Raw genomic sequence first — 15150 nt, 5'->3', positions numbered from 1 at the left:
TCGTAAAGATAATATTGTATAAGGTTGATACAATCCTGTTCTATCCTGCTTAGTTGTGTGTTTGTTGATAAAAATGGTGTTTTGGTGTGTTTTTTATTGTTTTTATTGTTCTTTATTGTTATATAGTTTGTTTTTGTGTGTTATTAGTGTGGTTTTTGTTGTTGTGTTGTTTTAGTTGCTTTGGTAAAAAAAAACACCTTAGTGATTTTAATCACTAAGGTGTTTTGAGTATGTTAATAAAACTTTCTGATTTATTTAATAAGGTTTAGAAGTTCTTTAAATTCCTTTTGAGAAATTTTAAAAATAGTTCCGTGTCTTGTTCCTTTTGGAAACGTTATTTGATCAGAGATGTCTTCCCAATCTTTTAAATTATTAGAACGGATGGCTCCATATTTATGATCTGTGTATTTATCAAAATAAACAATCCAATTTCCTTCTATATTTACAGCAGTAGGTCCTTCTGCCCAATATTTCCCTGTAATAGGTTTACTTGCTTCCGTATAAGGCCCTGTTAATTTATCGCTAAAAGCAACTTTAAGATTTTTTTGCACAGGCTTTTTGGTTTCATCTTTTAAGAACATTACAAATTGATCACCTTGCTTTTGAATGCTAGAATCAATTACATTAAATCCAGGATCATAAAGTAATTTAGTTTTACTAAAGTCTTTAAAATCTTTGGTTGTAGTATAGTACATTCTATGATTATATCCGGCATCTTCTTTTATTTGAGTTTCAGGAAAAGCACCTATAATGGTAGATGCCCAGTAAATCATATATTCTTTAGTCGAATCATCATAAGTAATTTCTGGAGCCCAAGTGTTTCTTGTGTCTTTTTCATGCTCCATGACTGGAATAAATTGTTGCTTAGACCAGTGAACTAAATCTTTAGAGTTTGCATATCCAATGCCTTTGTCTGTCCAGCTAACTGTCCAAACCATATGATATAAACCATCTCCTCCTTTAATAATACAAGGATCTCTCATCAACTTGTCTTTTCCAACTTCAGGAGTTAAAAAAGAAGTATCATTTTTTAAGGTTTTAAAAGTATATCCATCGTTGCTATATGCAAAGTGTAAACCATCTTGTCCATTTCCTTTAAAATAAGAAAACATATATACTGGTTTTTCGGGAGTTAAATTATTCTCCTTTAACCAACTTGTAAGGGATTTGGACCAATCTAAACTAGTTCCTTTTCTTCCTAATCCAAATCCGTGACCTCCGTTTTCATAAATATGCATTTCTGCACTTACTTTATTTTCTTTTAATTTTAAATAGTAGTTGATGCTATTTTCTACCGGTACTGCATGGTCATCTGTAGCGTGTACAAAGAATGTAGGTGGTGTATTGGCATCGATTTGTTTTTCGTTAGAGTATTTTTCAATCAAATCAACAGAGGCTTTCTTTCCAATTAAATTAACCTTAGATCCGTTATGAGTAATACCATCTTCCATAGAAATAACAGGATAGATTAAAATAGAAAAATCTGGTCTTGCACTAGTTTTGTCTGATTTGTATACCTCATCATTATAATGTGTAGAAAGGGTAGAAGCCAAGTGTCCTCCAGCAGAAAATCCAATCACTCCAATTTTGTTTGGATTGATGTTCCATTCTTTCGCATTTCTTCTTACTGTTCTAATGGCTTCTTGAGCATCTTGCAAAGGACCAATGTTTTTATCCTTCATGATAATATCAGAAGGTAATCTGTATTTTAAAACAAAAGCAGAAATACCAATAGAGTTAAAGTATTTAGCGATGTCAATCCCTTCTTTATAAAAAGATAACACAGAATAACCACCTCCCGGACAAATAATCACAGCTGTATTTTCATCAGAACCATTGTCAACCAAATAAGGAGTAATGGTTGGGTTTGTTACTTTTCTGATTCCTGTTCTGTTTCCGTTTTTGTCTAATCTAGGTTCTTCTTTATAATCTTTATCTTTTTTAGAGTTGGGAACTTTATCCCATAAAGGAATTTGATTTTCTTGTGAAAATGAGTTTGTTGATACTCCAGCACATAATGCTAAACTAAATAGCAGTGCTTTGTTAAGATTTTTAATTGTTTTTTTCATAAAATTCGATGTCTATAAATAATTTTCAACTATTCTTTAAGACTTTGTATTTGTGTTAATTCTGTTTGATAAATATAATCAACAAGTTTTGATAGAAAAATAATAGTGATTTATTATGAGACTTACTCTATTTCATTAAAACCAATAAGATTTTCTTGAATATGTTCTTCTCCTTCAACCACCTCACATTTAATGTTCTTTAGGTTGATGTTTTTAACAGGTTCTTCTTTTTGTCCTTGAATATTGGTTACAAATTTTACATCTTTAGTTGTAAAGTTCTCAAGATAGATATCACTAATAGGAGTTAATCTTCTTTCGTAAGTTGGCACCAAATCTCTCCATTGATACAATACATCAGTTTCAATTCCTAAAACACCAAGATCAATCTTACCGCATTTAATATTACTAACATGAATGTTTTTAACATAACCACCTCTGCGTTCGTTGGTTTTAATAAATACCAAATGACCTAATTTGGCACCATCAACGACTTCACAATTGTCCATAAAAACATTTTCAATACCACCAGAAAGTTCACTACCAATAGCCAACAATTGATGTCCGTTTTTCACTAATAAATTTCTAAGGACTAAATTTTTGGTAGGAGTATTTAAACGCCAAGCATCTTGGTTACGTCCAGATTTTACAGCAATGGCATCATCACCTTGATCAAAAACACAGTTTTCAATCAACATGTTTTGTGACATTTCAGGATCAACCCCATCATTGTTGTGACCATGAGCATAAACATTAATATTTCTGATGACTACATCTTTTGATAAATAAGGGTGGATGGTCCAAAATGGACTGTTTTCAATGCTAACCCCTTCTAATAATATGTTTTTAGATCTGTTAAACTGAATAAAGTGTGGACGTAAGTTTGCGGTATCGTTTACCATTTGTCTTTCTTCAACCAAACTATTTTTAGCACACAAATTGTATAGGTGCTTTAAACTGTTCATATGTGGAGTAGGTCTTGCAAACCATTTTTTCCAAACCTCCATTTTGGCTTTAAGTTTTCCTTCACCTGTAATGGCAATGTTTTCACATTCATAAGCATAAATTAAAGGAGAGTAATTGTAGCATTCCATTCCTTCCCAAGTAGTATGTACTGCGGGTAAATAATCTTCAGGTTTTTCTGAGAATAAAAGAACAGCTTTTTTGTTTAAGTGTAAATTAACATTGCTCTTAAAATGTAATTTTTTTGTAATCCATTCTCCTTCGGGAATCACAACGGTTCCTCCTCCAGCTTTATTGGCCTCGTTAATGGCTTTTTCAATAGCCAAAGCATTTTTTTCTTTATCGCCCTTAACTGCTCCGAAATCTACAATAGAATAGGTGTTGAAATTGCTGAAATTAGGAATTTGAATGCTAGGCATTTCAAAAGGAGCTTCTACTTTAATTTCATCAAAAGTCATGGCTGCTTTTTTATGATTACAAGCGTACAATAAAGTTGAAATAGTAGTTATAAGTAAGATAACTTTTTTCATAATTAATATGTCTAAATGAATATAGTATATAAGAAAACAACTATCTAAAAGATAGTTGTTTTTTGTAATTATTTAATTCTGTAAACTTCGGCACCGGCTAAAAGGAAACATCCTAAACCGTAATCTTCAAAGTCAGGTATTTTATCATAAGACAAAGGTTGTCCATCTTTAGGTTCTTTTCCTGTAGATTGTAAATATCCTAAAAATCCGTTTTTATGAACTCCATCTTTAATCATGGCATTCCAAGCTTTTTCTATCACAGGTAAATAAGTTTCTTTATCTAAAATTCCGTTATTTACTCCATAGGCCATTCCGTAAACAAACAAAGCAGTTCCTGATAATTCTTTTCCTCCATAATGTTTAGGATCGTGTAAACTTACGTTCCAAAAACCATCTTTTCTTTGGATTGGAACCAAGGCTTGAGCCATAGATTTTAAATCCATCATGTATTGTTCTCTGTGTGGAGCATCTTTTGGAATAATGGTTAATACTTTTGCCAAAGCAGCAATGACCCATCCGTTACCACGGCTCCAGTAAGAATCTTCACCATTTGGTTCTGTGTATGGAGGATCAAAATCTGCATCTCTCCACCAAAGTCCATCTTTAGGATTGTAAAGTCCGTGATCACCATGCTTGTCTCTAGAATACATATACATATCGTACATTTTTTCGTAGTAACGATCATCATTTTCTAAAACTCCTAATTTAGCAAATACGGGCATTCCCATCTGAATGGCATCAATCCAAGACCAATCATCTAACTGAGGAGTGTTTAAAAGCATATTGATACATGCTTTTGTGTTTTTTAATTTTTTAGCATCTGGTTCTAAATTATATAAATCAATATAAGTTTGTGCAGCACAATAGTCATCAGCATTTCTGTTGGCATTTCCATTTCTAAATCCCCAGTCGTGGAATTCAGCCCAGTCGTATGCATATTTGTAATACTCTTCTTTTGGATAAATTTCATGCAAAGCCATTAATCCTTCATAATAAACGCCACGAGTCCAAATATTACTTGGGCGTTCTTTGTTTGTAATAATGGTTTTTCCTACATCTTGCCATTTGTTCATAAAATATTCATTAGCAAGTTGCATTTTTTCTAAAACCTTCTTTTTGTCAGAAATTTGACTAAATGCAGTTTGAAGACTCAGGACAGAAATACATACAAGTAAGATGTGTTTTTTCATGTGATATATTTTTAATATTTGTGTGATTTAATTTTTTGTTAATGGAGTTAAAGTGATAGGGCCTAACAAACCTGATGGCATAGGTTTCCATTTGGTTGCATCAAATTTGTTGTAATCTTTGTCTACCATATTAATTTCATAGAAGTTTTTCCATTCTTCACCTCTCATTTCTTTGGCTCTAATTCTGTTTGCAGATAAGTTGGTTACTTCTAAAGTAATGGTGTTTTCTCCTTTTTTAAGCGATCCGATATTCATTTCAAAAGGATTAGACCATAAAGCTCCAACGTACTTTCCGTTTACCCAAATTTTAGCACTTTCTCTAACATCACCTAATTTTAATAACCAGTTTTGAACGTTTTCATCAGGGTTCTGAATAGTGATTTGATATTTAGCAGTTCCAGAAAAACCTTCTGTCTCTTTGCTTAAAGTTGTCCAAGAAGTTAATTCAGAAATGGTTTCAGTTTTTGGGATGCTTGGGCCACCTCTTAAAAATGAAATTTCCCAATTACCTTCAACTTTGTAAGTTTTATCTGTTGCTGTAAAGTATGACCAATTTTTAATATCAGAAGTATCTTCAGATTTTAAAAATAAAGACTGACCAGGTTTTATTTGTACTTTAACCAAAGTAATATCTCCTTGTTTTTTTGTTTGTGCTTTACCGTAATCAGAAGTGTTTGGGTTAAAAATAATCACTTCTTTGTTGTTAATGTTTACAGGAATATATTGATCTACTGCTTTGGCTGTGTGATTTACCAAATAGTAAATTTTATTTCCATTGTCATCTCTTCTAATAAATTTTAATCCAGTTTCAACCAATTTTTCTGGTTGTACGTTTGCCTCGTTTAAATCAGCAAAAACATCTTTAGTAGGATAGATGATAGATTTATTTTTGACTAATAATTTTTCTAACCTGTTGTTTTCTTTTTGATAATCGTTAAACCCAGGAACTGAGCTTGGCAATCCTTCAAAAATAACTTTAGCCCCTTGTTTTTTAAGGTCGATTAATTTTTCTAAAGTAGCCAATGGCATATTTGTACAAGCCGGAATAATTAAAGTTTTGTAGCTTCCTCCAGGTAAATGAATCATTCCATTTTCAAAAGTTGCTTTTTTGATGAAGTTGTCAGAAATAAAATCCATTCCGTACCCTTTGTCCATCAACTTTCTAGTAGTATCATAAAAAGAAGTACCGTGTAGCCACTTTTTTAATGAGTGAATTTTAAACTCAAAAAACAAAGTTCCGTCTAAGTTTTTACCCCAAGTATCATAAATAGGCCAATACAATAAATTTTCATTGTCTGGAGTTCCCGATTGTAATAAAGATTGACAATTAGCGATATAAGAAAATAATTGAGCTTCTTCTTCACCAATCGTAAGATTTGGGTTAAAGTTTACCGAAGCGTAGAATTTCCAACCTGGCCAAGCAGCACGTTTTGGCGAATAAGTAGTTCCGTGTAAAAATACATGGTTGATTCCGTTTAAAAGTAAATCTTCTACCTCTGGTTTACATTGAGAAACAGCGGTTTTAAAGTGGTCTCTTAACCAAGTAAATGTTTCTGATGAAGTCAAAGGTTTTCCCGAAATATGTCCAGCAGAGGATGAAAATTTAAGCATTACAGGATCTGCATCACCGTCTCTAATATCTTCTTTTTCTCTTCGTAATCCAGGAATATCATATGGCATAGAACCAAAGGTTTCACATTCTGGAATATCAGCAGATGCGTATAAATCAATTAAATTACCAGGAGAACCATGAGCTTGTAATTTAGATTTAAATCCTTTGTTATTTCCCCATGCAGTCCAGTGGTTGTCAAAGTTTTTTAATAAATCAGAAATGGTTTCTCTGTAATCACTTTTGATTCTGTTTCCTTCTTCTGTATCGTTTTTATCCAACAATAAAGGAAGGTAGGGTTTTAAGTCGTATCCTCTATTTTTTTCAAAAGTTTCAAAGAATTTTGGTGTATAATCAGTTCCGTAAACTTCGTAACTATCGTTAAAAATAGATCTTATTTTACCATCAAAACCAATTAAAGCATCATCAAAAGGTTTTACGTATGTTTTTAAGGCATCAGTAGAATAATGGTCAAGTGTAAATCCACTACCACCTGGAGCAGCTCTTTTTACTTTTTGTCCTGTTTTTCCTTCAAAAACAGCATAAATAGTATAATTGTCTTTTTTAGCTTTCCATTTCAAAGAGTTGTTTTTCAATTCACAAGTTAAATCTATAAAGTCGCCCTTTTCGCCATATGCTAAAACGTATTGCAGGGTAGCGTTCTTTCTGTCTCTTTCGTTTGTGACTATAATTTCTTGATTAAAAATAGTTCCTTTTTTAACTTCGTACTTTTCGGTTACTAATTTAGTTGCTGCAAACTCTGGAGTTACTTGAGGTCCCCCGTATGGCCAACCTGTTCCTAAGGTTAAATCTACCTGCATTCCTAAGCTATCAGCAGTTTTAACAGTGTAATCTAACATGCTCATCCATTTAGGAGATAAATAATCAATAAAATTATCTTCTTCTCCTTTTACTCCGTATATAGGAGCAATTTCAACACCACCAATTCCTACATTATGTAAATCTATTAGATTCTGTTTTATATTTTCTTTGTCAACAGCGCTACCCATCCACCACCAGCGTGTCCATGGTTTTGTTGTGTTAGTTTGTTCTGGCCAAGCTTTTTTATTTAAATTTGGGTTATTTGTTTCTTTCTTTTGAGTTGAACAACCTACTGTATTTAATATCAAAAAAAGTACAGGAATATAACTGAGTTTTATTTTCATTATGTGTTTATAGAAATTTAGATAAAAGGTATGGTTTTTTAATAATAGTTCAAAAAACACATACCAATAATGAGATTATAAAACTATTAAACTTGGTTTTATAATGTGTCCTGTTCTTTCCTGTATTGATTGGAGTTATAGTGTTTTGTTGTCATCGCTCAATAGATTTAATTTCGGTAGCGATTCATTAGTGTTTAATTATGTTTTTTTTTGTTTTTTTTGTGTTTTTTGTTTTTTTTTGTTGGTTTTTTTGTTAAATTAATAATTGATTTAATTTTTTTTTAAGTTTTTAATTAATTTACATCTCTTTAAAATATAAGGCTTTACTGTTGGTAAGTGTATTATTCACACTGGTTTTGTATGGGGGTATACAGGAATGTACAGGATAGCCTACTAGTTGGTAATAAATAGTTTTGATGAAACAATTACTAAATTTTTATAATATGAAAAACAAAAGAACTTTGTTGATGAGTTTTCTGATGCTTGTTTTAATCCATGCATCAAGTTATTCACAACAAAAAACAATTACAGGAACTGTTTTAGACTCCTCAAGTTTACCAATGATTGGAGTTAATATAGTTATTAAAGGTACTAATAGTGGTACTGCTACCGATTTTGATGGGAATTATAGTATTTTAGTTTCCGAAGGGCAAACTCTTGTGTATTCTTATCTTGGTTATGAAACTAAGGAGCGATTAATAGGGAGTTCTACTACATATAATCTTACTATGAAAGCAAGTAGTACTGATTTAGATGAAGTTATAGTTGTGGGGTATGGTTCTCAGAAAAAAGGAGATATTACATCATCCGTTGCTTCAATGAAAACAGATTTATTAGATCAACGTCCAGTTGCAGCTGTAGATCAAGCAATGGTTGGGCAAATGGCTGGAGTTAGAGTAGTTCAGACTAGTGGTGTTCCAGGTCAGGGATTTAATGTACAGGTAAGAGGTGCTGGTTCTATATCTGCAAGTAATCAGCCTTTATACGTAATAGATGGTTTTCCGATAGATCAACAAACACAAAGTACATCAGGTGGATATGGATCAGGAAATCCATTGGACAATATTAGTCCTAACGATATTGAATCTATCCAAGTGTTAAAAGATGCAGCGGCAGCAGCTATTTATGGGTCAAGAGCATCTAACGGAGTAGTGTTAATTACTACCAAAAAAGGGAAAAGTGGTGCACCTGTTATCAATTTTAATACTTATGTAGGGGTAAATAAAACCGTAAAAAAATTAGATGTATTAAGTTCGGAGGAGTGGATAGAAAGAGCTTCTGAAGCTATTGATTACAATTGGGTGAACTCTGTAACTGATGGGAGTAGAAATGCTAATCAAACTAGTGCTGAAAGAGAAGCTATTTTAGGTAGTTTTAATCGTAATTTCATAAAAGATGATAGATGGGCTATGCCAGGTCATCCGGGTTTAGAGTTTGTTGACTGGCAGGATGAGTTGTTTAGAACAGGTTTGGTAAAGAACTATCAAATATCTGCAAGAGGAGGTACAGATAATATAAAATATTATGTAGGTGCTGATCATTTAAATAAAGAAGGAGTTGCTATTGGTTTAGGGTATAAAAGATACTCTGCAAGAGCTAATGTTGAGGTTTCTCCAAACGATAAGTTAACTTTTGGGGTGAATTTAGCTCCGTCATATTCTATTGCTAGTAACCCAGGAGTTGAAGGAAAAGATCAGCAATTGCACTTAGCGGTATCTGCAACACCAGTAAATGAAGACGGTGTTGATTATAATACAGGAGATAATACGGTTTATACTTGGGGGGCTAGTAGGCCTAGTCCAGTAAGATATGTTCAAAACACCACAGGAGACACCAAGTTGTTTAGAACTTTAGCAACAATGTTTGGTAAGTACGAAGTAATTCCTGGGTTAGAGGTAAAGTCTTCTTTGAACTTTGATAATTCTGACAGTAGTTATAAGTTTTTTACACCTGGGTTTACAGATAGAAACAGAACAGCAAGTGCTCGTCATAGAACATATAGAAGACAAAGTTTTGTAAATGAAAATACTGTTACGTATAATAATACTTTTGATGATAAACATGATTTAAACTTATTGGCAGGAGGATCTTATAGTACCTATAAATTTGATGAGCAAAGAATACAATCTGCTGGAGGTTTTGCTACGGATTACATAACAACCTTAAATGCTGCTAATGGTATTAATCAGGGAGGAACTTATACTTCGGAAACTAAAAGAGTTTTAATGTCTTACTTTGGTAGAGCACAATATAGTTATGATGATCGCTATTTGCTAACGGCAAGTATTAGACGTGATGGTTCTTCAAATTTTGGTAAAGACACCAAGTGGGGTACTTTCCCATCAGCTTCATTAGGATGGAAAATTAATAATGAAGAGTTTATGAAAACCCAAAACGTTTTTAGAGACTTAAAGTTAAGAGCAAGTTGGGGAGTTGCAGGAAATAATGGAGTTGGAGATTATGCAAGTATTGCTACTATGGGAATTTCTAATTATTCATTAGGAGGAAGTTCAATGCCAGGTCAGGTTCCTTCTAATTCTGCCAATGCAGATTTAAGTTGGGAAACTGCCGAAACATACGATATTGGATTGGATGTAGGAGTCTTAAATAATAGAATATATGCGTCTTTAGATTACTACGTAAAAACCAATAGTGATTTATTGTTAAATGTACCAGTTCCAACAAGTTCAGGTTTTGGTTCTGCAGTAACTAATATTGGTGAAGTGCAGAACAAAGGTTGGGAACTGGAATTAACTACTAGAAACTTTACAGGTGATTTTAACTGGACAACTAATATTAATTTGAGTAGCAACCAAAACGAAGTTAAAAAATTAGGACCAGACAATTCACCAATCTATGGAGGTAGTTTTGATATTCAACACAATGTATTACAAGTTGGTTTACCAATGTACACTTTATTTTTGGTACAAAGAGATGGAATTTTATCTCAAGAAGATATAGATAATGGATATCCAACTTTAGGGAATCAAAGTGCTGGAGATCATAAATATGTTGATTTTGATGGTAATGGATCTATAGGACCAGAAGATAGGCAGTTGTCTGGAGATCCTAATCCAGATTTATTATGGAGTGTTAATAATACTTTTAAATATAAAGGATTTGATTTGTCTGTATTGGTTCAAGGACAACAAGGGGGATTAATTTACTCAACTTTTGGTAGGGCTATAAATAGAACAAGCATGGGGTTTGTTGAGAATACTGTTGGTAGAGCTAGAGATAGATGGCGTTCAGCAGAAAGTCCTGGTGCGGGAGTTGAAGGAAAGGTAAATGGAAGTTTTGGTAGAATTAAGAATACAGATTGGTTGTACTCTTCAGATTATTGGAGAATTAGAAATATTACATTAGGGTATGATTTAGGAGCTATTTTAAAAAGTAAAAGTATAAAAGGATTAAGAGTGTATGTAACTATGGAAAACTGGTTTGGAGGTGATAAGTACTCTGGAGGGTTTAATCCAGAAGCAGTAAATAGTAGTGGAGATGATTATGGAGGGTTTCCGTTATCAAGATCAATTATTTCAGGTTTAAACTTTACTTTTTAATCACAAAAAAACAACAACACAAATGAAAAATATATTTATAACAGCGATTTTATCCATTTGGTTCGTTTCGTGTTCAACGGATGAATTGGATCAGTCTCCAATATCAGATTTGGGAGCTAATGGATTTTATTCAAATACAGAGGAGTTTGAAATAGCTATAAATGGAGCTTATAGTACGTTACGTTTTTTTCCAGATACTCAATTTCACTTGCAAGAAGTAAGGTCTGATAATATGTATGCAATTACAGAGACAGGAGTAAGACCTTTTGAGCCTGTTAATAATTTAGATAATAGCATTGCTACCAATACTTATTTAAGTGATGTTTGGGATACTAATTTTGAGGGGATTTTAAGGGTAAATACCATTTTAGAGTCTTTAAATGATAATGTGGTTTCAGATCAGGCTACTAGAGAAAGGATGGAAGGAGAAGCTAAGTTTTTAAGAGCTTTTTTCTATTTTGATTTGGTGAAAACTTTTGGGAAAGTTCCTTTGATAGATCAAGTATATACGCCTGCTCAAACATTAGAAATAGGGAGAAGTGATGTTTCTGAAATATACAATTTAATCGTTTCAGACTTAAATGCAGCTATTTCATTGTTGCCTCCTAGTTTTTCTGGAAATCAATTAGGGAAAGCCACTTCTTGGGCAGCAAAAGCCATGTTAGGGAAAGTTTATTTAACAAAATCTGGACCTACTTATGGAATAGAAGGGCCTGGTTTAAATAGTGGAGAGTATAATTTAGCTATCGACCTATTTGACGATGTTATTAACAACGGTCCGTTTGATTACGAAGATGACTATGCTACTATTTTTGATTATGATAATGAGAATAATTCAGAAATTATTTTTGATATTCAATATAATTCAGGTGCAGAAGTAGGGGCAGATTATCCATCTATTACAGTTCCTGATGCTTATTTGAGAGCTAATGGGGCAGGATTTACTAATGGAGAAGATAATAAAAGAGTTTCAGAAGATTTAATCAATAGCTATGATCTTTTAGATGTAAGAGATGATGTTACTATAATAGATGGTTATACTGATGAAAATAATATATTTAATGATGTTACTTTTTATGGAAAGTATATAGATTTAAATTTTAAGGGTCGTGATAGGTTTGACTGGGGGTTGAATTATCCTGTAATAAGATATACAGATGTTCAGTTAATGAGAGCAGAAGCTATTTTAATGAGTAATACAGGAAGACAAACAGATGTGGATACACCTGTGAATTTCATTAGGACAAGAGCAGGTTTAGTAGGGAATTTAGCAAATGTAGATATTGATGGTTTGTTGGCTGAAAAAAGATTGGAGTTTGCAGGGGAAAATACCCGATGGGCAGATTTGGTTCGTACAGGTAAAGTAGTGCAAGTGATGAATGCGTGGATTACAAACGATGATGTTTCGGGTAAAATTGCTACCATGAAAGAAGATTTTGTCATTTATCCTGTTCCGTCTAATCAAATTACGGTAAAAGAAGGATTGTATCAACAAAATGAAGGATATAACTAGTATAGATAGTTAGTTTATGTTAATTAGAAAAGCATCATAGCCTCAGGGTTGTGGTGCTTTTTGTTGTTAATAGCAGTATGGTGCAGGATACCGTGTAGTTTTTATTATTATAGATTTATCGTCAGTTTTGTTAAAAACAAGATAAAATGACTAGAGTTAAAATGAAATATTATCAAATTTTACCATTTCTTTTTTTATCGGTATTCACTGCTTGTCAACAAAAATCAAAAAAAGCTAATGTGGATATTTTAGAAAAAGGATTAAATGTTTTAGTCATCATTGCTGATGATGCGGGTTGGAATGATGTTGGTTATAATAGTTCCGAAATCAATACACCCAATATTGATGCTTTGGCTAGTAAAGGAGTAAAATTAAATCGATTTTATGCAAACCCTACTTGTTCTCCTTCTCGTGTATCGCTGTTAACAGGAATGCCTTCTAGTAGAATTGGTGTTGTAGCTCCCATTAGTGGAAAAAGTAATAAAACTTTGCCAGATTCTATTACTACTTTGCCACAGGCTTTAAAAAAGCACAATTACGAAAATGCTTTGTTTGGTAAATGGCATTTAGGGTTAGATATTTCTAATGGTCCAAATGCTTTCGGGTTTGATTATTCTTATGGATTTCTTCATGGTCAAATAGATCAATATACACACAGATATAAAAATGGTGATGCAAGTTGGTATAGAAATAATAACATGATTGAAGAAGAAGGTCATACCACAGATTTAGTTACCAAAGAAGCGATTGAATGGATGACTAAGAAAAGAAATGTAGCTAAAAACTTTTATATGCAATTGGCTTACAGTGCTCCCCATTTTCCTTTACAAGAAGAAGATAAATGGAAAGAACCGTATTTAGAAACGATTAAAAATGATTCTCGTAGAGATTTTGCAGCAGCCATGTCTCATTTAGATCATAGTATTGGTAAAGTGTTAAAAACTTTAAAAGATGAAGGTTTAGAAGAAAATACTTTGGTTGTATTTATGAGTGATAACGGAGCGATGGAAGATTGGAATCCAACCTATCAATACAACGGAAAGTTTAAAGCAAATGATGTACTGGGAAGTAATTATCCGTTAAAAGATTGGAAAACTTCAAATTATGAAGGAGCTATAAGAGTTCCTGCAATTGTGTATTGGAAAAATCATATAAAGAATCAAGAAAATTGGAACTATATGTCTGTTAGTGATGTAATGCCTACCATTTTATCATTAATCAATAAAGAGATTCCGAAAGATGTTGAAGGTGTTAATGTTTGGCCATCTATTACGGATGCTAAAGTTAAAACCAATCATGATATTTATGTAAGAGGGCATAAACAGGAAAGTTTAATTCATCAACCTTATAAAATTATTAGAACAAGACATAAAGATGGTTCTGCTGCTTTATATCAATTATACAATATTGATGAAGATCCTGAAGAAAAACAAGATTTAGTCAATCAAAAACCAGAGGTGTTGGTAAGGTTAAAAATATTATTGCAAAATCAATTTGTAAAAGACGATAAAACAGTAAATGTTGAACTTAAATAAGATTTTTAAAATGTATCAAATATCATATAAAGTTATTTTGATGTTCTTGTTGGTGATGTGTTCGGTTTCTATAAAAGCACAGCATAACGAAAAGAATATTGCTGATAAGCCATTGTTTAGAGATCCTGTTTTTGATGGGGCAGCAGATCCTTCCATTATTTGGAGTGATGAAGAACAAAAATGGTTGATGTTTTATACCAATAGAAGAGCCAATGATACTTCTATTAAAGGAATTGATTGGGTTCACGGGACTAAAATTGGGGTTGCAGAATCTACCGATGGTGCGCATTGGACTTATAAGGATACTTGTAATATTAATTATCATCTAAAAGATGTTACTTATTGGGCTCCTGAGGTAATTAAGTACAAAAATACTTATCATATGTATTTAACTATTGTGCCAGGTATTTTTAAAGATTGGTATCACCCCAGATATATTATTCATTTAACTAGCAAAAACTTAATGGATTGGGGATATCAATCAAAATTAACCCTAGCTTCAGAGCGATGTATAGATGCGGATGTTTTTCAGTTGCCTGATGGGACTTTCAGAATGTATTACAACAATGAAAATGATGGAAAATCTATTTATTATGCTGATAGTAAAGATTTATATCATTGGGTAGATAGTGGAGTAAAAGTAGTTAAAGATAGAGGGGAAGGACCTGTGGTTTTTACATGGAAAGGAAAAAATTGGATGATGAACGATGCTTGGAAAGGTTTAGGGGTTTATGCTTCAGATGATTTTGTTGATTGGAAAAGACAAGAGAAAAATATTTTGCAAATGCCTGGAACAGGAAAAGATGATGGAGTAAAAGGTGGACATCCAGATGTAATCGTAAACGATGGTAGTGCTTATGTTTTTTATTTTACACATCCGGGTAGAACTGCAGAAAATGAGGGGAAAGATAACACCCAAACAAGAAGAACCTCTATTCAAGTAGCGGAATTAGAATATTTAAACGGAAATATTATATGCAATCGTAATTTGCCTGTACAAATAAATTTAAAACCATAA

8 protein-coding genes are annotated in these 15150 nt (G+C 32.6%); 4 read left to right on the top strand and 4 right to left on the bottom strand.

The annotated features are described in order from the left end of the window. Window positions 1–251 precede the first annotated feature (251 nt). The 4 genes from BUB70_RS00345 to BUB70_RS00330 form a co-directional block, all read right to left on the bottom strand. Entirely contained in the window at window positions 252–2069 is a 1818-nt protein-coding gene (locus BUB70_RS00345) for a prolyl oligopeptidase family serine peptidase (RefSeq protein WP_073117701.1), read from the bottom strand. Between the two features lie 122 nt (window positions 2070–2191). After that, on the bottom strand, window positions 2192–3559 hold the full coding sequence (locus BUB70_RS00340) for a glycoside hydrolase family 28 protein (RefSeq protein WP_073117700.1): 1368 nt from the start codon (window positions 3557–3559) through the stop codon (window positions 2192–2194). Window positions 3560–3627: 68 nt separating this feature from the next. Then, window positions 3628–4749, bottom strand: coding sequence for a glycoside hydrolase family 88/105 protein (locus tag BUB70_RS00335; RefSeq protein ID WP_073117699.1), 1122 nt, complete (start codon window positions 4747–4749; stop codon window positions 3628–3630). Between the two features lie 27 nt (window positions 4750–4776). Continuing rightward, window positions 4777–7524 (bottom strand): glycosyl hydrolase, encoded by a 2748-nt coding sequence (locus BUB70_RS00330; RefSeq protein ID WP_073117698.1) that lies wholly within the window; start codon window positions 7522–7524, stop codon window positions 4777–4779. Window positions 7525–7967: 443 nt separating this feature from the next. Between BUB70_RS00330 and BUB70_RS00325 the strand changes: the two genes are divergently transcribed. The 4 genes from BUB70_RS00325 (at window position 7968) to BUB70_RS00310 (ending at window position 15150) form a co-directional block, all read left to right on the top strand. Beyond that, entirely contained in the window at window positions 7968–11084 is a 3117-nt protein-coding gene (locus BUB70_RS00325) for a SusC/RagA family TonB-linked outer membrane protein (RefSeq protein ID WP_073117697.1), read from the top strand. Between the two features lie 22 nt (window positions 11085–11106). Then, the gene (locus BUB70_RS00320) at window positions 11107–12597 is read left to right on the top strand and encodes a RagB/SusD family nutrient uptake outer membrane protein (protein WP_073117696.1); all 1491 of its coding nucleotides are present in this window, start codon (window positions 11107–11109) and stop codon (window positions 12595–12597) included. Window positions 12598–12743: 146 nt separating this feature from the next. Beyond that, the gene (locus tag BUB70_RS00315; protein WP_229742999.1) at window positions 12744–14132 is read left to right on the top strand and encodes a sulfatase family protein; all 1389 of its coding nucleotides are present in this window, start codon (window positions 12744–12746) and stop codon (window positions 14130–14132) included. Between the two features lie 10 nt (window positions 14133–14142). Beyond that, complete coding sequence (locus tag BUB70_RS00310; RefSeq protein ID WP_084730163.1) at window positions 14143–15150, top strand: family 43 glycosylhydrolase; 1008 nt, start codon at window positions 14143–14145, stop codon at window positions 15148–15150.

The sequence above is a fragment of the Wenyingzhuangia marina genome, assembly GCF_900130035.1.
Lineage (GTDB): Bacteria > Bacteroidota > Bacteroidia > Flavobacteriales > Flavobacteriaceae > Wenyingzhuangia > Wenyingzhuangia marina.
This window is presented reverse-complemented; position numbering and strand designations above follow the sequence as displayed.